The organism is Lentzea roselyniae (assembly GCF_039537795.1).
GTDB classification, from domain to species: domain Bacteria; phylum Actinomycetota; class Actinomycetes; order Mycobacteriales; family Pseudonocardiaceae; genus Lentzea; species Lentzea atacamensis.
The window spans coordinates 119,651-138,574 of sequence record NZ_BAABBE010000021.1 but is presented as its reverse complement, the minus strand read 5'-3'; the positions used below and the strand labels follow the sequence as shown (position 1 = coordinate 138,574).

General features: G+C 69.1%; 16 protein-coding genes and 2 pseudogenes. 5 read left to right on the top strand and 13 right to left on the bottom strand.

Features of this window, described 5'->3' with window-relative positions; all coding sequences use genetic code 11:
• Positions 1-17 precede the first annotated feature (17 nt).
• Positions 18-1,097: an aminotransferase-like domain-containing protein gene (locus ABFX45_RS31760; RefSeq protein ID WP_346133931.1), complete on the top strand. Its 1,080-nt coding sequence runs from the start codon at positions 18-20 to the stop codon at positions 1,095-1,097.
• Here ABFX45_RS31760 and ABFX45_RS31755 read toward each other — a convergent pair.
• Entirely contained in the window at positions 1,060-1,887 is an 828-nt protein-coding gene (locus ABFX45_RS31755) for a glycosyltransferase family 2 protein (RefSeq protein ID WP_109639985.1), read from the bottom strand. The two genes, ABFX45_RS31760 and ABFX45_RS31755, sit on opposite strands and share 38 nt — an antisense overlap.
• Before the next feature lie 219 nt (positions 1,888-2,106).
• Between ABFX45_RS31755 and ABFX45_RS31750 the strand changes: the two are divergent.
• The 4 genes and pseudogenes from ABFX45_RS31750 to ABFX45_RS31735 all read left to right on the top strand — a co-directional run.
• Positions 2,107-2,304 (top strand): annotated as a pseudogene (locus ABFX45_RS31750) (FAD-linked oxidase C-terminal domain-containing protein); the annotation flags it as partial.
• A 33-nt stretch (positions 2,305-2,337) separates the two neighbouring features.
• Positions 2,338-2,787: a MarR family winged helix-turn-helix transcriptional regulator gene (locus tag ABFX45_RS31745; RefSeq protein ID WP_109640095.1), complete on the top strand. Its 450-nt coding sequence runs from the start codon at positions 2,338-2,340 to the stop codon at positions 2,785-2,787.
• A complete protein-coding gene (locus ABFX45_RS31740; RefSeq protein ID WP_109639984.1) occupies positions 2,784-3,179 on the top strand; it encodes a DUF5313 family protein in 396 nt (131 codons plus the stop codon). The genes ABFX45_RS31745 and ABFX45_RS31740 overlap by 4 nt, the downstream gene beginning before the upstream one ends.
• 8 nt (positions 3,180-3,187) lie before the next feature.
• The gene (locus tag ABFX45_RS31735; protein WP_109639983.1) at positions 3,188-3,517 is read left to right on the top strand and encodes a hypothetical protein; all 330 of its coding nucleotides are present in this window, start codon (positions 3,188-3,190) and stop codon (positions 3,515-3,517) included.
• Here ABFX45_RS31735 and surE read toward each other — a convergent pair.
• From surE to ABFX45_RS31675, 12 genes and pseudogenes are all read right to left on the bottom strand, one after another.
• A complete protein-coding gene (gene surE / locus ABFX45_RS31730) occupies positions 3,480-4,235 on the bottom strand; it encodes a 5'/3'-nucleotidase SurE (protein ID WP_109639982.1) in 756 nt (251 codons plus the stop codon). The genes ABFX45_RS31735 and surE overlap by 38 nt on opposite strands.
• A gap of 4 nt (positions 4,236-4,239) precedes the next feature.
• Entirely contained in the window at positions 4,240-5,145 is a 906-nt protein-coding gene (locus ABFX45_RS31725; protein ID WP_109639981.1) for a 1-phosphofructokinase family hexose kinase, read from the bottom strand.
• A gap of 47 nt (positions 5,146-5,192) precedes the next feature.
• The gene (locus ABFX45_RS31720) at positions 5,193-5,378 is read right to left on the bottom strand and encodes a hypothetical protein (RefSeq protein ID WP_109639980.1); all 186 of its coding nucleotides are present in this window, start codon (positions 5,376-5,378) and stop codon (positions 5,193-5,195) included.
• A 24-nt stretch (positions 5,379-5,402) separates the two neighbouring features.
• Positions 5,403-7,130 (bottom strand): family 20 glycosylhydrolase, encoded by a 1,728-nt coding sequence (locus tag ABFX45_RS31715; RefSeq protein WP_428834221.1) that lies wholly within the window; start codon positions 7,128-7,130, stop codon positions 5,403-5,405.
• Between the two features lie 94 nt (positions 7,131-7,224).
• Positions 7,225-8,313, bottom strand: coding sequence for an FAD-dependent monooxygenase (locus ABFX45_RS31710; RefSeq protein ID WP_109639978.1), 1,089 nt, complete (start codon positions 8,311-8,313; stop codon positions 7,225-7,227).
• A 73-nt stretch (positions 8,314-8,386) separates the two neighbouring features.
• Positions 8,387-10,564 carry a terpene synthase family protein gene (locus ABFX45_RS31705; RefSeq protein WP_346133927.1) on the bottom strand — a complete coding sequence of 726 codons (2,178 nt, stop codon included), beginning with the start codon at positions 10,562-10,564 and terminating at the stop codon, positions 8,387-8,389.
• A 141-nt stretch (positions 10,565-10,705) separates the two neighbouring features.
• Complete coding sequence (locus ABFX45_RS31700) at positions 10,706-11,254, bottom strand: Uma2 family endonuclease (protein WP_109640093.1); 549 nt, start codon at positions 11,252-11,254, stop codon at positions 10,706-10,708.
• A 695-nt stretch (positions 11,255-11,949) separates the two neighbouring features.
• Positions 11,950-12,600 carry a hypothetical protein gene (locus ABFX45_RS31695; protein WP_428834218.1) on the bottom strand — a complete coding sequence of 217 codons (651 nt, stop codon included), beginning with the start codon at positions 12,598-12,600 and terminating at the stop codon, positions 11,950-11,952.
• Positions 12,504-14,306 carry an ATP-binding protein gene (locus ABFX45_RS46590; RefSeq protein WP_428834216.1) on the bottom strand — a complete coding sequence of 601 codons (1,803 nt, stop codon included), beginning with the start codon at positions 14,304-14,306 and terminating at the stop codon, positions 12,504-12,506. The genes ABFX45_RS31695 and ABFX45_RS46590 overlap by 97 nt, the downstream gene beginning before the upstream one ends.
• A 181-nt stretch (positions 14,307-14,487) precedes the next feature.
• Positions 14,488-14,775: pseudogene (locus ABFX45_RS46585) on the bottom strand (AfsR/SARP family transcriptional regulator); the annotation flags it as partial.
• A gap of 610 nt (positions 14,776-15,385) precedes the next feature.
• Entirely contained in the window at positions 15,386-18,322 is a 2,937-nt protein-coding gene (locus ABFX45_RS31680) for an AfsR/SARP family transcriptional regulator (protein ID WP_346133922.1), read from the bottom strand.
• Positions 18,313-18,900: a nitroreductase family protein gene (locus ABFX45_RS31675; protein WP_346133920.1), complete on the bottom strand. Its 588-nt coding sequence runs from the start codon at positions 18,898-18,900 to the stop codon at positions 18,313-18,315. Before ABFX45_RS31675 ends, ABFX45_RS31680 begins: the two co-directional genes overlap by 10 nt.
• Positions 18,901-18,924: the final 24 nt, after the last annotated feature.

Below are 18,924 nucleotides of genomic sequence, written 5' to 3'. Positions count from 1 at the left end.
AGTTGTACGCTCCGCGCATGGCCTCGATTCTGTTCACGCGCGGAGCACCCTCTCTCGACATCATCGACCAGGAGGGCCTGCGCGAAGCAGCGCAGAAAGCCTTCACCGACGACCCCGGAGGCACGTTCGCGTACGGCACGAGCGTTGGTTATGTGCCGCTGCGCCAGTGGCTCGCGGACCAGCACGGCGTCGAGCCGGAGCAGGTGCTCGTCACCAACGGCTCGATGCAGGCCGACGCGTTCCTCTTCGAGCTCCTCGTCCAGCCGGGCGACGACGTGGTGGTCGAGGCTCCGACCTACGACCGCACGCTGCTGAACCTGCGTCAGCGCGGCGCCAAGATCCACGCCATCGAGCTGGAGACCGACGGCATCAACGTCGACGCGCTGGAGCAGCTGCTCGAGAGCGGTGTGCGGCCCTCGCTCGCGCACATCATCCCGAACTTCCACAACCCGGCCGGCTACACGCTGTCCGAGGCGAAGCGCGCGCGTCTGCTCGACCTCGCGGCCAAGTACGACTTCGTGCTGTTCGAGGACGACCCGTACATCAAGGTCCGCTTCGAGGGCGAGCCCCTGCCGACCATGCTGTCGCAGGACGAGAACGAGAAGGTCGTCTACGCCTCCTCCTTCTCGAAGACCATGGCGCCCGGCATCCGCTGCGGCTACCTGGTCGGCCCGAAGACGGTCATCAAGAAGATCCAGGACATCGCCACCACCACGTACATCTCACCGAACATGGTGGCGCAGTCGATCGTGAACTCGTACTGCCGCTCCGGCCGCATCGAGGAGTCGATCGTCAACGTCCGCACCGCGCTGCGGGCCCGCCGCGACGCTCTCGTCACCGCACTGAAGCGCGAACTGCCGGAGGCGGTCTTCACCGCGCCGCAGGGCGGCTACTTCATGTGGGTCGAGCTGCCGGGTGTCTCGATCGAGAAGCTGTTCGGGGTCGCCAAGGAGCACGGCGTCGAGTTCGTGAAGGGCTCGGACTTCCTGCTGGAGGGCGGCGACAACGCCATGCGCCTCGCCTTCTCCGGCGTCACGCCGGAGCAGATCGACGAGGGCATCACGCGTCTCGCCGCGGCGGTCCGCTCGCTGTCCTGATCTGCCGCTCCAGGTGCTTCGGCAGCGCACGCCGCTGCCGGAGCGCCTGGCGCAGCCGGGGCACCGCGGCCCGGAACGCCCGCGGGTCCTTCAGCGACGCCGCCACCGCGCGGTGCACCGGCCGTCTCATCCACGTCACCAGCACGGCGTTGCGCCGCTCGAGGAGATCGCCGCCAGGCTCCCGTTCCACCGCCGGATGGTGGTGCGCCACCACGTCCTCGACGTAGCAGAGCGCCCACCCCGCCGCCGCGAGATCCCACGACAGCAACGTCTCCTCGCCGCGGAAGAACAGCACCGGGCTGAAGCCGCCCACCTCCAGGAACGCCTGCCGCCGCACGATCGCCGAGCAGGCCATGAACCCGAGCACCGCGGGTCCCGCGACGCCCTGGCCGAGCGGGCTGTGGCGCAACAGCGGCGTGATCGGGTCAGGCTTTTCCGCAGGTCCGACGAGCGTGCGTGCGGCGATCACCGCCAGGTCCGGGTGGTCGTCGAAGATCGGCTCGGCTCGTTCGAACGCGTCGGGCGCCCACCACGAGTCGTCGTCCGCGAAGGCCACGAACGGTGTCCGCGCCGCCCGCACGCCGAGGTTGCGCCCGACCGCGCCGAGGTTCACCGGCGACTCCAGCACCTCGACGTGCGGAAACCGCTGCCGCACAAGGACGACGCTGTCGTCGGTGGACGCGTTGTCCACCAGGATCACCGGAACCGCCAGCTCGCTGAGGTGCGTGAGCGTCCGCAGCAGGCTGGCGGAGCGGTTCCGCGAGGCGATGACGACGGTCGTGCGGGCCATGCCTGTCATCTACCCCGTAGCAGGCCTCCAACACCCTGTCGCCGGAAGAACGGGGGCGCGGAACTGGAACGAGTCGTGCACAAAGCCGCCCACGGAGCGCTGGATCCGTCATGACGACCTTGGACCTGCCCGGCCTGCTCACCGACCCCGTCACCCTGGAGAACCTGAGCCACGACGAAGCCGAGTGGGCGCCCGCCGGCGCCCAGGCCGCGGCCTTCCATCCACAGTCCACAGAAGACGTTCAACAAGGCGGCGTTCGCGGAGATCATCGACCAGGACGTGGGCCTCGGCGGCACCGTCACCGGCGAGCACGGCGTCGGCCTGCTCAAACGCGACAGCATGATCCGCGAGCTCGGCCCCGACGTCTGTGCCGTACAGCACGCGGTCAAAGACACGCTCGACCCGTTACACCTCTTCAACCCTGGCAAGCGTAGGTTACTGTGTACACAAATGATTAGTACACCAAGTATCCCCGAGAACCCGCTCGAGCTGGAGCGCCAGGTCTGCTTCGCCCTCGCCGTGGCCTCGCGCACGGTGATCGCGGTGTACCGCCCGATCCTGGAGCCGCTCAACCTCACGCATCCCCAGTACCTGGTGATGCTGGCCCTCTGGGAACGGTCGCCGCGCACCGTCAAGGACCTCAGCACCGTGCTGCAGCTGGACCCCGGCACGCTCAGCCCGCTCCTCAAGCGGCTGGAGGCGATCGGTTACATCGAGCGCCAAAGGGACAAGAGCGACGAGCGCGCGCTGGCCCTGACGCTCACAGAGCAGGGCCGGGAACTGCGCACCGAGGCGCTGAAGATCCCCTTCAAGGTCGTGGAGCAGCTGGACATGACGTTCGAGGAGCTCGCGCAGCTGAACGAGGTGCTGCATAAAGTGATCGCGAAGGCCACGAGATGAACCCGGCGCTGAAGCTCTGGTACTACGCGGGCGGCAGGGTTCCCCAGAAGTACCGCGAGTTCGTCTACGCGGACGTGACCGGTCCGAAGTGGTTGGTGCGCTTCACCGTCCGAAGTCTGGTGCAGGTCACGCCGCTGACGACGGCCATCACGCTGGCGCTGGTGTTCGGCCTCGGGTCGCCGTGGCCGCTGGCCATCGCGTGCGGCGCGCTCGGTTTCGTTGTAGGACTGTACTTCGCGTTGTCCTACGCGCCGGAAAGCGTGGATTACCGCCTCACCAAGTACGGGTACCCGCGAGGATCGGCGACCTCGGGACGCCGGGAGCGAAACGCCGCCCGGGATCGCGAACGACAAGCGAAGTACGACGCGGTCTGGCGGCGATTCGAAGGGTAGGACGGACCATGGCCTTGCTGAGCAACGAACTGGAGTTCACGAGGCCACAGATCCTGACGCTGACGGCTGGGGTACTGCAGCTCGCGCTCGGCTGGTTCGACGTGTTCGGCCTGGACCCCGACTACCACGTGATCCAGATCGGGGTCGGGGCGCTGGGCGTCGTGATGGCGTGGCGGCACGACCTCGCACGGATGTACGGAATCCTCTTGTTGCTGTCGTTCGGAATGCTGGCCTTCTCGCTCGAAGACGTGACGACCGAGGGTTTCCTGGAGGTTCGCACCGCGTTGATCGGGCTCGTGATCACACTGGCCAGGCCGGGGAAGGACGCGGCGAGCTGACGTCCTCGGAGACCGAGTTCAGCGGCGTCAGCGTCGCGTAGCCGGAAGCCAGCAGGGCCGAGTCCGTGCCCGGCACCAGCGACTCCTCCGAGTACACGGTGACGAGCTCGATCTCGTTCTCGTCCACCTCGTCCACCCGGCTCTGCACGGAGCCGAACCGCGCCAGCTTCGCCCAGCGAATTCCTTGCACGTCAACGATGTTCGGCACGTTCAACGACAGCACCGTGGCGGCCGGCATCTCGAGCAGCACCGGCAGCACGGCGCGTACGACCTCGTCCGCCTTGTCCCACAACGGTTCGGGCCCGTCCAATCCGACGTCGAGCGACACCGCGAGCGACGAGACGTCGTTGAGTTGGCCGGTCAGCGCGGCGCCGACGGTGCCGGAGTGCAGGATCGCGCGGCCGACGTTCGCGCCCAGGTTCACGCCGGACAGCACCAGGTCGGGTTTGCCGCCGAACCCGCCGCGGCACGCGATCAGCGTGATCAGGGCCGGGTGCGCGGCGACCGCGTAGGCCTCCGCGTCGAGGCCGGGCAGCGTACGGCGTTCGCTGACCACCCTGCCGGTGTCGCTGGCGGCCGCGACCGAGGCGCTCGTGCCGCTGGACTGGGTCGCGGGAGCCGCGACGACGACGTCGAGCCCGCACGAGACAGCGGCAGAGGCCAGGGTCAGCAGACCGGGAGAGTCGATTCCGTCGTCGTTGGTGATCAGCGCGCGCATCCGCTCATTCCTCGATCGGCTCCAGTTCCACGCGTTTGCTCAGCTCGCGCACCGCTTCTCCCCCACCACTGCCGAGGCCGTGCCGCGTCACGTTCACCGCGCCCGCCGCCGCGCCGAGCTTCACCGCGTCGTCCAACGACATACCCAGCGCGAGGCCCGCTGAAATCCCCGCGGTCATGGAGTCACCGGCGCCGCGCGTGTCGACAGGCTCCAGCCGAGGCATCCGCACCAGGTACAGCTGCTCGTCGAGCAGGGCCAACGCCGGCTCGTCGGCACGCGACACCACCACGCCGTGCACGCCGGAAGAAGCGATCTTCCGGCACGCCCGCACCAGCTCGGGCAGCTCTTCCTCACCCAGCTCCTCGTGGCTCACCTTGACGACGTGCGGGCCACCCCGCACCGCTTCGGCCAACCGCTCGCCGGCCAGGTCGACGATGACGCGGCAGTCGTTCTTCGTCAGGTCGGAGGTGAGGCGGAAGTACGTCTCGTGGGGCAGCACGCGGTCGTCGGACGGCCCGCTCAGCACGGCTGTGCCCGCGCGGATGCCCTCCACCAGCATCGACTCGTACAGGTCGTCCAGCTCGTGCCGGGACAACGCGTCCGGCAACATCTCGACCATCTCGGAGCGCTCACCGTCACGGCGATCGTGCACGTACGAGCCGTTGCGCGCGGCGACTTCACGCGCGCGCAGGTCGATGTGCTCGCCTTCCAGCAACGTCCGCAACACGCGGCCGGTCTCACCGCCGAACGCCGCGCACACCACGGCCTCGACGCCGAGCGAGGCGATCATCCTGGACTGCCAGAAACCCTGGCCACCCGCGTGCAGGTGCACGTCGGGCTCGCCGTCGAGATCCTCGACGGTGACGGTCAGCTGAGGGGACGGGGCAAAAACGGCAACTCGGGCATCCACAACAGCCGGTTACCCGGTGCGAGCGAACAGTATTCGCCCGCACCGGATCATGCACCGGAGCCGCCGGTCGGGTCGTCTCCGTCCTGCGGTGCGGGCGCGCCGTCCGGCCCCATCTTCTCGTCGGCGCGCCACTCGCCTGGTTCCGTCATGTCGCGGTATTCGTCGACCTCCTGGGGCGTGGGGTCGACACCGACCTCTTCCGCGAACTCTTCGGCTTCTTCTGGATCCGTCATGGTCGACGGAGTACCCAGAAGAACTCAGCAAACGCCGCCGTCGCGCCAGACGCCCCACTGACCGGTGGTGCCGGGCTCCTCGCCCTGCGTCCACCACTGCGCGGTCCACTTGTGGCCGTTGTGCGAGACCACGTTGCCGCCGGTGTAGACCTTCGACCGCTCCCACGCGGGCTGCGGGCACGGACCGGGCGCCGGGCCGCCGGTGTCCCACGGGACCTGCGCGGACCGGTAGAAGTTGATGCCCATCGTGGTCCAGCGCGGCGCCTGGTTGCCCAGCCGCACCTTGAACTGGTCCCAGTTGTGCGTCGACCACGGCGACCAGCCCAGCTCCGCGAGCACCGGGAGCCTCGGGAACGCCATGAACTCGATGTCGCGCGACGTCACGATCGTCTCGGTCCACAGTGGAGCTTCGACGCCGCGGACGGCCGACTCGGGAACGCCGCTCAGGTGCGTGCCGGGGTTCCAGTTGTAGGCGTCCTGGACCTCGATGAACCCGGCCCACGACAGACCGAGAGGCGTGCTGGAGTTGTACTTCATGTCCAGGTACGCCTTGTTCGCGGGTGACATGACGACCTTGTTCCCGCGTGCCGCCGCTGCCTGCACCGTCGCGTTGGACGTCGTGGTGCCCCAGTACTGCGGGATGGCGGTGGTGTCGGTCGTGGTCTTCACGAACTCGTGCCAGCCGAGCACGGTCTTGCCGTACTTCTTCACGATCGGCAGCGCGCGGTTCATGAACGCCTGGTAGTCGGCGTCGGAGGTCGCGTGGGCCTCGTCGCCGCCGATGTGGAAGTACGGGCCAGGCGTGAGCGCCGCGATCTCACGCACCACGTCGTCGATGAACTGGTAGGTGATGTCCTTGTTGACGCACAGCGAGGAGTAGCCGACCTCGATGTCCGTGCGCAGCGGCGGGGCCTGGCCGTTGCAGTTCAGCTCCGCGTACGAGGCCAGCGCGGCGTTCGTGTGGCCCGGCATGTCGATCTCGGGGATCACCGTGATCCTGCGCGCGGCCGCGTACTGCACGATCTCGCTGTACTGCGCCTTGGTGAAGTAGCCGCCCGCACCGCCGCCGACCTGCGTGCTGCCGCCGTACGTGGCGAGGCGCGGCCAGCTGTCGATCATGATCCGCCAGCCCTGGTCGTCACTCAGGTGCAGGTGGAAGTAGTTGATCTTGTAGAGCGCCAGCTGGTCGAGGTAGCGCTTGACCGACGCCACCGGGTGGAAGTGGCGGGCCACGTCGAGCATCGCGCCGCGATACGCGAACCGAGGGTGGTCGACGATCAGCGCGCCCGGCACGGTCCACGGACCGGGCTGCACGGTCGCACTCTCAACAGCCGCGGGCAGCATCTGCCGAAGCGTCTGCACGCCCGCGAACAGGCCCTCCGGCGTGTTGGCGCGCAGCACGACGGCTCCGGCCGCGACATCGAGCTGGTAGCCCTGCTGGCCGACCGTGCCCGGCGCGCCCGAGAGCAGCAACGAGATGCCGTCCGCCGGAGTGCCGGTCGTGTCCGACACCGGCAACGCGTAGCCGGTCGACGGCCGCAGGACGCCCGCCAGGAAGTTGCCGACGTCCCTCGCGGCAGGGGCGGTGTAGATCTTCGTGGCGGCCGTCAGCGTGTGCGTGACACCGGCTCTGGCCTGCACCGACACTGGAACTGGTACCAGGCTCTGCAGTGGTTCCGCGGCTTGCGACTGCGCGCTAACGGACAGCGCGGCGGTGACAGCGATGACCGCGGCGAGAACGCGAGTTCTCACGGCTCCTCCTCACGAGGCGGGGGCGGCGACCCGGTGTCCAGCCTGGTCAAACATCCCATTTGCCGTCAATGGTCTGAGCCAATTTTGAAGGAGTTCAGTACGCGGGGAGCTGGAGGCTGTTCACGACGTCGGCGAACTCCTCGGAGGGCGCCCCGCCGTTCTCCCGGTTCTTCAGCGCCATGTCCTGGTTGGCCGTCACGTACGGCCGCAGGATCTCCTCGTAGCGCTGGAACGCCGTGGCGGGGTTGTCCCGGAGCTCACCGGCGAGCACGTAGGCACCCACCAGCGCCATGCTGGTGCCCTGACCGGACAACGGCGAGCCGCAGTAGCCGGCGTCACCGAGCAGCACGACGTTGCCGCGCGACCAGGTCTCCATGCGGATCTGGCTCATCGAGTCGAAGTGGAAGTCCGGCGCCTCCCACATGTGCTTCAGCGCGTTCTGCCACTCCCAGCCCGCGTCGGCGAACTTCTCGGCGATCAGCCGCCGTTGCGCCTCGATGTCGCGGTAGTCGACGTCTGCCTCGCCGTTGAATCCCATGTAGACACGGCATTCCGCGTTGGCGCGGGCGCTCATGACGCCGCCACCGACCTCGCCGTCCTGCTGGAAGATCTGCCAGTGGTCGAGGTTCAGGAAGTTCGGCGCGGTGAACACTGCCAGGTTCATGCCGAGGTGGCTGACGAACTCCGACTCCGGCCCGAAGACCAGGCGGCGGACGTTGGAGTGCAGGCCGTCCGCTCCGACGATCACGTCGAAGTCGCGCGGCGCGGCCTTCTCGAACGTGACGCCGGTGCCGTCGATCGCGGTGATCGTGTCGTCGAACAGGTACTCCACGCCTTCCGCGGCATCGAACAGCATCGTGGCGAGGTCGTCGCGCAGGAGCTCGACGTCGGGGCTCGCGAGCTCGCCGCCGCTGAGCGTGTGCGTGGTGGAGCTGAACAGCTCGTTGCCTTCCGCGTCGAGCATGGTCATGCCGCGCATGTTGGTGCTGAGCGACCGCAGCCGGTCGCCCAGGCCCATGCGCTCGATCACCTCCAGCGCCGGGCCGCGGACGTCGATGGCCTGGCCGCCGGGCCGCAGACCGCGGGCCCGCTCGACGACCGTGACGGCAAAACCGTGGTGCCGCAGCCAGTACGCGAGCGCCGGGCCGCCGATGCTGGCGCCGGAGATCAGGACGTTCTTCATGGTGTTGCCCCCTGTGGGTCGGTGTTGCCCACAAGGTGCCGACCGGTACTGACCGCCGGCTGACCACGAGCTGTCAGCGCTTGACAGCGACGAGCCTGGCGGCCGACGTGCCGAGCCCGGACGGGCCCCGGTTGAACGCTCCCGCCAGCAGGTGGGCGTTCACCGGGGTGCGGATCTCCTCCTCGTGGTAGCGCGAGGTTTCCACGTGCCAGTGGGTGACGCCGACGATCCAGTCCTTCAGCTCGTCGGCGTACCGGGTGAGCGACGCCCGCGTCGCGGAGTCCAGTGACAGGTCCTCGAAGAGCTTCGGCAGGTCGACGTCGACGGCCTGGACGAACTGTCCGAGCCGGGCGTCCATCAGCTTGAAGGTGATCTCGAACGCCCGCGGCTGGGAGACTCCGAGGAAGTTCTCGACGACCCGCACCATGTTGTGCACTTCACCCTCGTACTGAATTTCCTTGAGGTACGAGATGGTGTCGTTGACCATGAAGGTGTAATCCATGGCCGACCGCTCCATGGTCTGAACGACCCGCGTTCCCCAGATCTCCGGCGGCACCGTCGTCGAATGCGAAAAGCGCGACAGCGAGGTCGTCAGCTCGGAACCGAACGTCGACCGGCGCATCTCCAGGTAGTCGACCGGGTCCGGAATGCGGTTCTGCTGGATGTTGATCACTTCCCACGCCCAGGCGTCCAGCATCGCGTCGACGGCTTTGCGGAACGTGGACCGGAACTCCGGCGACATCGGCGCGGCGGTCTTCTGCCACAGGTCGGCGAGAGACCGCTCGACGGCGTTGACCGGCACGATCGTCGGCACCAGGTCGAGCGGCATGCACAGCTTCAGCCGCGCGGTCTGGCTCTTGAGCCCGGCGAGGTCCTTCAACCGCCCGAACACCCACGGGTAGAAGTCGTCGCCGTAGGTTCCCCAGGTCAGCCAGGCGGCCGAGAGGAACAGCTCGGACGGCGTGCCGTCGGGGTCCATGCACACCGATGCCAGTGCCAGGTCGAAGCGGCGGTTCTTGGCCTCGTCCCAGATGCCCTCGCCGTGGAAGCCGACCTCCTCGCTCCACGCGATGACCTCCTCCCGGCACTGGTCCAGGTGCGGGGCCATCCCGAGCGCGAACGGGATGTCGTAGGTCGGCCGCGGGTACGGCTCGACGATCTTGGGCGTGGCCATGAACTGCTTGAGCCGCTGCGGCATCGTCCTCGCGTACGAGCCGAGGACGTCGGCCGCGGACGTGCCGGGCTGGGTCCTGAGGCCCTTGTTCATGTACCGGGACGACCGCAGGTGCCACTCGTGGCCACCCGCCTGCCAGTCCTGCAGGCCCTTCACGTAGCCCAGCACGGCCGCGCGCCCGATGGGGTCGATCGCGTGCTCGTCGAGCAGCAGCGGGACCTCGGTGAGGGCCGTGTGCTCGAACTGGTGCAGGCGGGACGTGAGGAGGTCGTTGACGGCCTCCGCGGCGTCCTGGGTGGGGAGGTCGAGGAACTTCTCGAACACCAGCACGCTGTTGGACAGCTCGCCCTCGTCGAGGACCTCGCGCTCGTAGGAGAACAGGTCGTTGCGCAGGTGCACGGCGTCGCTGAACGTGTCCCTGAGGACACCGATCGGGCGGCTCAGGGCGATCTGGGCCGGCACTTCGAGGCCAACCGCGTGCTCGACGAGGTTCGCGCTCCACGGCGCGCCACCGACCTTGCGGCGCATCTCGATGTACTCGATCGGGTTGGAGAGCCGGTGAGCGCTGATGTTGTGCAGCTCCCACATCGACTCGTCGAGCAGGTGCTTGGTGTTGGAGGCGAACCGCTCGCGCCAGTCGAGCGAGTGGCTGGGGACCGTGCGGCGCCAGAGGTCCGCCAGGCCCTTCTCCACCGGGTTCGCCGGTGTCGCGGTGATGACACCGTTGACCGGCATGAACAGCGGCAGCCGATCGAGGTAGGCCTGCGCGCCCTTGATGTCCGGGTTGCGCTTGTAGAGCTCGACGAAGTGGTCGTCGAAGTAGAACACCCACACGTACCAGTCGGTGATGAGGTCGAGCGTCTCACCGTCGCAGTCGGGGTGCGTGTAGGCGCAGAGCAACGCGTAGTCGTGCGACTCGAGGTCGTCGTCCGTCCAGACGACCGTTCCGTGCTGCGGCACGTCGATCATGTCCATCTCGTGCGCCCATGCCCGCGTGTGGACGCGGGCGCGCTCGAGGTTCGGGTTCAGCCGGGCGGGGTGGGGCGTGTAGAACTCCGGCAGCTGGAACGGCTGCATGTGCTGGACCTCCGCGCGTTGGACGTAACGCGATGCACGCAACCAGCCCACACACGGGCACGCCAGATGGTGAAACCTTGATCCACACGTTTGTATCGCGGTGTCGCCCGTTCAGCCCAGCCCTTCTTGACCGATAGCCACTCACCGCACCAGTGACTGGGCGCTGAGCTTCACCGCGAACGGGTACTGCAGTTCGATGATCTCTTCGCCTTCCGACCGCGCCTGTTCCACGTACACCCCGTTCTCGAGGTGCAGGCAGCGCAGCCACGGGCCGTCGTAGTCGATCAACCAGTAGTTCTCGCAGCCGACTTCCTGGAACTTCGCCCGCTTCAGTTCCAGGTCCACGTGTCGCGTCCGGGGCGAAAGGACCTCGACCGCCAGCACGGGCGGCCCCATGAGCGCCTGCTTCGTGAACTGTTCACGACGTCCCACGACCAGGTCCGGGATGAAGACCGTGTCGTCGGCGAGCACCACGTCGACCGGAGCGGGGAGGACCTCCAGCTCCGGCGGGCAGACAGCCGTCAGCGTCACCAGCAGACGGGCGACGACCCGCTGGTGCACAGGACGGGGCGAGGGGCTCATCACCAACACCCCGTCAACGAGTTCGAAACGGTGCCCGTCATCAGGCATCGCCTCCAGGTCCGCCCACGTCAGCGGTCTGCCGTGGGGAAACGTCGGGACACCACCCATGGTGCGTTCCACCCCCTGGTCGAGGCCACTGTCCGCCGGACGGGTCCCGGCGATGCCATTAGACAAGACTGGTCCGATTCTCACGACTCGCAAGCCCCTTTTGGCCGACCTCGCACCACTGCACGCACACGTCTCCGTGACCGCTACCCCGGAGCGTGAGGCCTCACTGGTCCTGTAGTGGAATGCGACACCCGGACGGAGCAGCGTTTTGGTTGCAATCGAACAAGTGGCTAAATTTTGATCAATTTTCGGGCGATTTTCGGTAACGCCATCACCCCTGCCAATTGCTCGCGAATGCGACCCTAACGGAATCTTACGAGCCAGCCAAGCACTCTGTTGGAGCAATACCTCACAACGGCCTCACATCCGGATGATCAAATCACCTGGCACCGGCTTCGAAACCGAATTCCGGTTGAACGCGCGGACAGTTCCGAACGGGCGGCGGTCAGGACATCCGGGCCAGGTTCCGCAGCACCGACGCCCGCCCGACGGGGTCCGCGAGCCGCTCGTACACCGCCGGCCCGCGCTGGTACCACCGCCGGGCCGCGACGAGGTCACCTGCGGGAACGGGTGACCAAGTCCACCATGGACTGGACGAGCTCTTCGCGTCCGACGAAGTCGGAGACGGCTGCGGGCAGCTGGTGCGGGCGCGGGAACAGATCGGCCTGCACACCGCCCCCTCCTGCCGGAAACCCTCAGCCGACGTCAGTCTCACACAGAACACCGGCCGGATCACCGCCGTGCGGTCCGGTCAGACGTGCGACGATCGCTCGGGTTTCCTGCAGCGCGGCGGGGTGATCCGCCACCCGCGCCAGCACGAGCAACGACTCCGCCTGGCCCAGCACGAACCCGGTCTCCCGCTGCACCTCCACCGCTTCCGCGGCGAAGCCGCGCGCCCGTTCCGCATCGCCGGCCTTGAGGCTCAGCAACGCCAGCGTCGCGAGCGCCCGGCCGCGTTGCATCGCGAAGCCGAACGTCGTCGCCTGGTCCAGCGCCCGCTCGGCGAGCTCACCGGCCGACCGCTCGTCGCCTGCCGCCTGCAGCGCACGGGCCAGGTCGATCAGGTACTCGGTCTCGTTGTCCACCCGCCCCAGCGAGCCGGCCAGCCGCAGCCCGCGCCGCAGCGCCTCGATCGCCTCCCGCAGCCGCCCCAGCCGGTGGTAGGCGCTGCCCGCGATCACCAGGCCGAGCAGCACGTAGAGCTCCGCCGCGCCTTCCTCGGCCTCGTCGACCAGAGCGAGCGCACGCGTCAAAGCACGCTGAGTGCGCCCGGTGTCGCGGTCGATCTTCGCCTCGACCGACTGCAGCACGTACCACCACGCGTGCGAGCCGGACTCCTCGGCCATCCGCGCGCCCCGGACCGCGTGCTCACGCGCCCGCACCGGATCGCCCAGCACCACGTGCAGCTCGGCCAGAGCGAACTCCACCAGCGTGTCCGAGACGCTGCCACCGGCCTGCCGCAACAGTTCCCGCGCCTGCTCGTAGTGCGCGAGCGACTCGGTGAGCCTGCCGGTCTGCGCGGTCGCCACCCCGAGGTTGAGGTGCACGACGGCTGACAGCCGGAGGTTGTCGTCGACCAGCGGCAGGGCGTCGGCAGCAGCCCGATCGCCTCCTGCGTGCGGCCGAGCGTGAGATGGACGACCGAGAGGTTGTTGAGGCAGTGGAACTGCCCGGCCCGGTCGTCCGCTTCCTCGTACAGCGCGAAAGCCGTCTCCAGGTGGCCGATCCCCTGCCTGCCGTCCAGCTCGCAGTGCATCGTGCCCAGCGACAGGTGCATCGACGCCTGGCCGCGCAGGTCGTTCTCCTGCTCGGCGGCCAGCAGCCCTGCCGACGCCGTCTCGTGCCACCGGTCGAACTGCTGACGCAGGTACCACATGCGACGCAACGAGTCCGCCAGCTCCCAGCGGTAGCGCGGTGGCTCGGCACGCAGCGCGCAGATGGCCACCGCCTCGCCCTCGGCGTCCAACCAGGACAGTGCCGCTTCCTTGCTGCCGAACGAGAGCGCAGAGGTGCCGTCGCGGCACAGCCGGTACATCTCCGGCGCCAGCACGTCCAGCGCCGCGTCCGTCGTGTGCAGGTAGTGGTCGAGCAACCGCAGGCCGGCCTGCCCGGCGTCCTCGTCGGAGGTGACCAGTTCCCGCGCGTAGAGGTGCAGCAGGTCGTGCACCCGGAACCGGCCGCGGGTGTGCGGCTCGATCAGGCTCGCGCTCTCCAGCAACGAGATCAACGGACGCACGTCGTCCACGCCCATCAGCACGGACGCCGTGTGCGCGGTGAAGTCCGTGCGCGGCAACAGTCCCAGCCGCTGGAACAGCAGGGAGGCCTCGTCCGGCAACGACTTCAGCGACAGCTCGAACGCTGCCGTCACCGCGGCCCGGCGGTCACCGCTGATCGAGAGCTGCGCGAGCCTGTTGCCCTGCGCGAGATCCGCGACGGCGTCAGCGATCCGGTCGTGCGGCCGGCACGCGAGGTTCGCCGCCGCGATCCGGATCGCGAGCGGCAGGTACCCGCACAACGCGGCGAGGTCGGCGACCGCCTCCGGTTCGGTGTCCGCCCTCGCGGCACCCAGCACGCGGGTGATCAGCGCGTGCGCCTCGTCCGCCGTCAGCAGGTCCAGCTCGACCCGGCGGGCGTCGTCCAGCGCGGTCAGCCCGCGCAGGTCGTTGCGGCTGGTGACGATCACCGCGCAACCGGGCGTGCCGGGCAGCAGCGGCCGGACCTGGTCCTCGCTCGCCGCGTTGTCCAGCAGGATCAGCACGCGCCGGGTCGACAGGATCGAGCGGTACGTGCTCGCCTGCTCGTCGACCTCGCGCGGGACCTGGTCCGGCTCCACGCCGAGCCCGCGCAGGAGCTGGGTCAGCGCCTCGGCCGGTGTCGTGGCGGGTGCGTCGTCGTAGCCGCGCAGGTTCAGGTAGAGCTGGCCGTCCGGGAACTTGTCCCGCACGCGGTGTGCCCAGTGCACGGCCAGAGCCGTCTTGCCGACGCCCGCGGTGCCGGCGATGGACGTGATCACGACGGTGGACGCGGACAGGCCGGCGTCGAGTTCGTCCAAACAGGACTCCCGGCCGGTGAACCGCGCCAGGTCCGCCGGCAACTGCGCCGGCGCCTTCGGACAGACGTGCGTGGACTCGTTGTCCTGGTTCAGGATCGCCTGGTGCGCGGCGCGCAGGCTGCGACCGGGGATCGACCCCCAGCTCGTCGGCCAGCAACCGGCGGGTGCGGTCGTACAGCTCCAGCGCGTCCGCCTGCCGGTTCGACCGGTACAGCGCGAGCATCAGCTGCTCGACCAGCTGCTCGCGGAACGGGTTCGCGGCCACCAGCGCGGACAGCTCGGTGATCACCTGCTCGTGCTGGCCCAGTTCCAGCTGCAGCGCGAAGCACTGCTGCGCGACGGCGATCCGCCGTTCGTCGAGTCGCTCGGCCTCCACCCGCAGCACCTGGCCGTCCAGGCCCGCCAACGCCGGGCCCCGCCACAACGAGAGAGCGGTGCGCAGCAACCGGACCGCCTCGGCGGGTTCCACGGTCTGCGCGGTCGCCACGTGCCGTTCGAAGGTGAGGACGTCGAGCGTCGCGGAACCCAGCGCGATCCGGTAGCCGGGACCGTCCGTGACGATCAGGCCCGGCACGCCGAGTGCGGACCTCAGGTCGCCGACCGACTTCTGGATCTGGTGCTTGCCGGTCGAGGGCGGCTCACCGTCCCACACCACGTCGACCAGCTGCGTCAGCGGCACCACCCGGTTCGGCGCGAGCAGCAGCGCGGCGAGCACCTTCTGACCGCGCACACCGCCGAGCTCGAGCCGCACACCGGAGTCGCGTGCCTGGATCGGCCCCAGAATCCCGAAGTCCACGGGCGTCACCGTAGAGCCAAGTTCGCCTTCCGCCGCAACGGTAATGAGACGGTGGTGAGACGGGATCCGGAGCTCTCAGGCGGCACTGACGTGCGTACGACCGCCGTTCGGAGCAGTCCAGCGGCGACTCACCGGAATTTCGCCGGTGTGATCGCGGTGGGGACGAGGTGGGGACGCGCTCCCCCACGCTCGGTGGCATCACCACCGAGGGGAGCCAGGGGAATGCGCAGGACCACGGACAGAGTCGCCCAGTACACCGCCTTCGCACTGGTCGCGGGTGTGGCTACGACGCTGGTGCTGCTGGCGCTGTGGCTGTAGCGAGGATCCGTTTCGCCACGGCCCTCGCCCTGGGCTGACGCAGGTCCTCGGCGGCCGCGACCGCCTCCTCGCCGTAGCGGACGGCGGTCTCCCGGTCGCCGAGCGCCAGGTGCAGCGTGGAGAGCTGGCCGAGCACCTTGTACCTGCTCCACCAGCGGCTGGTCGAGCTGACGACGGCCAGGCACCGCTGGGTGTGGCCGATCGCCTCGGTCAGCCGCCCGTCCACCTGGGCAGCGAGCGACAGGGCCACGAGCATCGCGACCTGACCGATGTGGTCGCGAATCTCCTCCATCGCCGCCAGCACCGCGTGGTCGTCCGGCAGGTTCATGTACGCACGGCACAGTCTGCGCACCTCGCGCACCATCTCCCGGACGGCGGCGAAGTCACCCGTCTCGTACCGCCAGTAGGCGAACTCGGCCACGGCGATCGACTCTCCACGCCGGTCACCCGACTCCCGGTAGGCGGCCAGCGACCGCTCCGCGCAGGACCTGCTCTCCTTGTCGTTGAACATACCGAAGTGCACGTAGGCCAGGTCGTGCAGAACCCCAGCGTAGGCACGCACGTCACCGCGTGACTGCAACAGCGGAAGTGCATGCTCCAGGTGCGTGAGCGCCTCGTCGTACTCCCCGCGCTCGGCGTGGAGGATGCCGATGTGCTCCAGCGCGTCCGCTTCCCCCGTCGGGGCACCCACCTGCCGCATCAGCACAAGGGCGCGTTGGTAGTGCTCCATCGCCTTGTCGAACTCGCGCTGTTCCCGCGCGACCATGCCGAGCAGCCCCAGCGTCGACGCCTCACCGCGCACGTCGCCGATCTGCCGCATCAGATCCAGCGCCTCGTGCAGGTGCTCCGCGGCCTTCTCGTAGTTCTCCTGCCCGAGGTACGCCGATCCCAAGCCGCGCAACGCTTCCGCGCGCGCCTGCAGATCACCGAGGTGGTGCGCGGCTGCGAGCGCGACGCTCTGCACCTCGACCCGTTCCCGGCCGGATCCGCGCAACAGCAGGAAGTGCGCGAAGTGGTGCGGCAGCTGCCAGGCGTACCGGTAGTGCCCCTCGTACGCGGCCAGGTAGACGGCGGCCCTGAGGTTGCGCCGTTCCGCCTCCTGCCACGCCAACGCCTCGACCGGCGTGGCGAACACGGGAGGATCGATCTGCTCGTACGTCACCGTCGAGTGGATCTCGGGCCGGCCGGGCGCGATCCGCTGCGCGGAGGTCGCCGCGCCGTGCAGGTAGTGGTCGAGGATGCGGACGACGGCCTCGTCCTTCTCGTCCGGCTCGACACTGGCCTTCGCGTGGTCGGCCAGGAGGTCGTGGAACCGGTAGCGGCCGTTCTCCTGTTGCTGCACCAGGTGCACGTCGAGCAGTTCGTCCAGCAGGCGTTCGGCCTCCGCCCGCGTCGTGCCGGCCACCGCCGCGGCGAGGTGCACGTCCCAGTCCTCACCGGTGTGCAGGCCCAGCCGCCGGAACAGCCGCTGCTGGTCGGCCGTGAGTTGCTGGTAGGACAGGGCGAACGCACCCGCGACGCTGCGCTCCCCCGCCTTCAGTTCGATGAGGCGCTGCTGGGTGAGGCGGCGCACCAGGTCCTGCGCCGACCACGCGGGCCTGGTGCGCCAACGGGCACCGACGATGCGCACGGCCAGCGGCAGGTAGCCGCAGAGCCGGACGATCTCGCGGGCGGCGTCGAGATCGGCCTTCTGCCCCACGATGCGCGCGAGCAGGTTGAGCGAGTCCTCTTCGGACAGCACGTCGAGCGACACCGGGTACGCGGCGTCGAGGTCGACGAGCCTGCGCCTGCTGGTGACCAGGACCAGGCCGGTGCCGGGCAACAGCGGGCGGACCTGGGCGGCGCTACCGGCGTTGTCGAGCACCACGAGTGCCTTGCGGTGAGCCATTTCCGCTCGCCATCTGGCGGCGCGGGCGTCCAGGCCGTCCGGGATGTCCTGCGCGGGCACGCCGAGCGCGGTGAGCAACGCCAGCAGCGCGTCCGACGGTGTTCGCGGTTCAGCGCCCTCCGTGTAGGAGTGCAGGTCCACGAACAGCTGCGCGTCCGGGAACTTCGGCGCCAGCCGGTGGGCGGCGCGGACCGCGAGCGTGGTCTTGCCGATGCCCGCCATGCCGTCGATCGCGGTGATCGCGACGCAGCCGGACGGGACGGCGGCGAGGATCTCGTCGAGGTCGTCGGCGCGGCCCGCGAAGTCGGGGATGTCACCGGGCAGGTCGTTGCGGGCCCTGGGCCGGTTGTCGGCCGTGAGGACCTGCTGGTGGGCCTGCTGCAGGTCCCTGCCGGGGTCGAGGCCGAGCTCCTCGGCGAGCCTGGTGCGGATGTCGTCGTAGGCCCGCAGCGCTTCCGTCTGCCGGTCGCAGCGGTGCAGCGCGACGATCAGCTGGGCCCACAGGCGTTCCCTGGCAGGGTGCTGCCCGGTGAGCGTGCGCAGTTCGGGGACGAGCTGCTCGTGCCTGCCGTGCTTCAGGTCCTGGTCGATCCGCGCTTCCAGCGTCGCGAGGTACTTCTCGGTCAGCGCGGGCACGTGGTCGCGTTCCAGCGCGTCGCTGCCGATGTCCGCGAACGGGCGGCCACGCCAGAGCTTCAGCGCTTCCCGCGGTTCCAGCAGGCCGAACCGGTGGACGTCGACCTCGTCCGGCCGCACGTCCAGCAGGTAGCCGCCGGGCCGGGTCTGCACGAGCTCCGGCCGGCCGAGGTCCTCGCGCAGCCTGCCGACCGCGGTCTGCAGGGCGTTGCGCGACCCGCCGGTCAGCTCGACCAGCTCGTCGACGCCGACCACCTGGCCTGGACGCAGCAGCAGCGCGGCGAGGATGACACGCCGTTTGCCGGACGGGACGTGGACGTGGTGCCCGTCGAGCACCACGTCCAACGGCCCGAGCAGGCCGAACGACCTCACTTCCACTGACCCCAGTGGACCATCTCCTCGAACGGGGTGCGCTTGCGCGTCCGCGGCGACGCACCCTCGGAGATGCCCTCCTCCGCGGGGTGGCCGATCGCGATCATGCCGATCGGCACGTAGCCGTCCGGCACGCCGAACGCCGCCCGCAGCTCGGGCCACGTCTCCTTGTCGGTGCCGAAGAACACCGCGCCGAGGCCCTCGTCGACCGCGGTCTGCAGGATCAGCAGCGCGGCCATGCCCGTGTCGATGTCCCAGTACGGCACGGGCCAGCGGTTCTCGTCGCGGTCCGTCCACCCCTTGTCGGTCTGCGCGTACCGGTCGAGGTAGACGTCCTTGGCCGAGAACGGGATGACGACGACCGGAGCCGACTTGGCGCCCTCCCCGCCCCACCACTCGAACATCTCGCTGAGCCGCTTCAGCGACTCCCCCTGCAGCACCAGAAAGCCCTGCCCCTGCGAGAACCCGGCGGACGGACCACGCACCGCGTTGCGCATGATCCGCTGGATGCTCTCGTCACTGACCGGCTCGCCGGTGAACTTGCGCACCATGCGCCTGCGCCGGACCACGTCCTGAAACTCCACGTCAACCTCCCCAGATGTGATCTC

Bases quoted from the DNA above. Each gene is read 5' to 3' on its own strand.
- ABFX45_RS31755 (WP_109639985.1), bottom strand. From the start codon at position 1,887: ATGGCCCGCACGACCGTCGTCATCGCCTCGCGGAACCGCTCCGCCAGC.
- ABFX45_RS31695 (WP_428834218.1), bottom strand. From the start codon at position 12,600: ATGGCCGAGGAGTCCGGCTCGCACGCGTGGTGGTACGTGCTGCAGTCG.
- ABFX45_RS31745 (WP_109640095.1), top strand. From the start codon at position 2,338: ATGATTAGTACACCAAGTATCCCCGAGAACCCGCTCGAGCTGGAGCGC.
- ABFX45_RS31760 (WP_346133931.1), top strand. From the start codon at position 18: ATGGCCTCGATTCTGTTCACGCGCGGAGCACCCTCTCTCGACATCATC.
- ABFX45_RS31740 (WP_109639984.1), top strand. From the start codon at position 2,784: ATGAACCCGGCGCTGAAGCTCTGGTACTACGCGGGCGGCAGGGTTCCC.
- ABFX45_RS31735 (WP_109639983.1), top strand. From the start codon at position 3,188: ATGGCCTTGCTGAGCAACGAACTGGAGTTCACGAGGCCACAGATCCTG.
- ABFX45_RS31710 (WP_109639978.1), bottom strand. From the start codon at position 8,313: ATGAAGAACGTCCTGATCTCCGGCGCCAGCATCGGCGGCCCGGCGCTC.
- ABFX45_RS31700 (WP_109640093.1), bottom strand. From the start codon at position 11,254: ATGGGTGGTGTCCCGACGTTTCCCCACGGCAGACCGCTGACGTGGGCG.
- surE (WP_109639982.1), bottom strand. From the start codon at position 4,235: ATGCGCGCGCTGATCACCAACGACGACGGAATCGACTCTCCCGGTCTG.
- ABFX45_RS31705 (WP_346133927.1), bottom strand. From the start codon at position 10,564: ATGCAGCCGTTCCAGCTGCCGGAGTTCTACACGCCCCACCCCGCCCGG.
- ABFX45_RS31720 (WP_109639980.1), bottom strand. From the start codon at position 5,378: ATGACGGATCCAGAAGAAGCCGAAGAGTTCGCGGAAGAGGTCGGTGTC.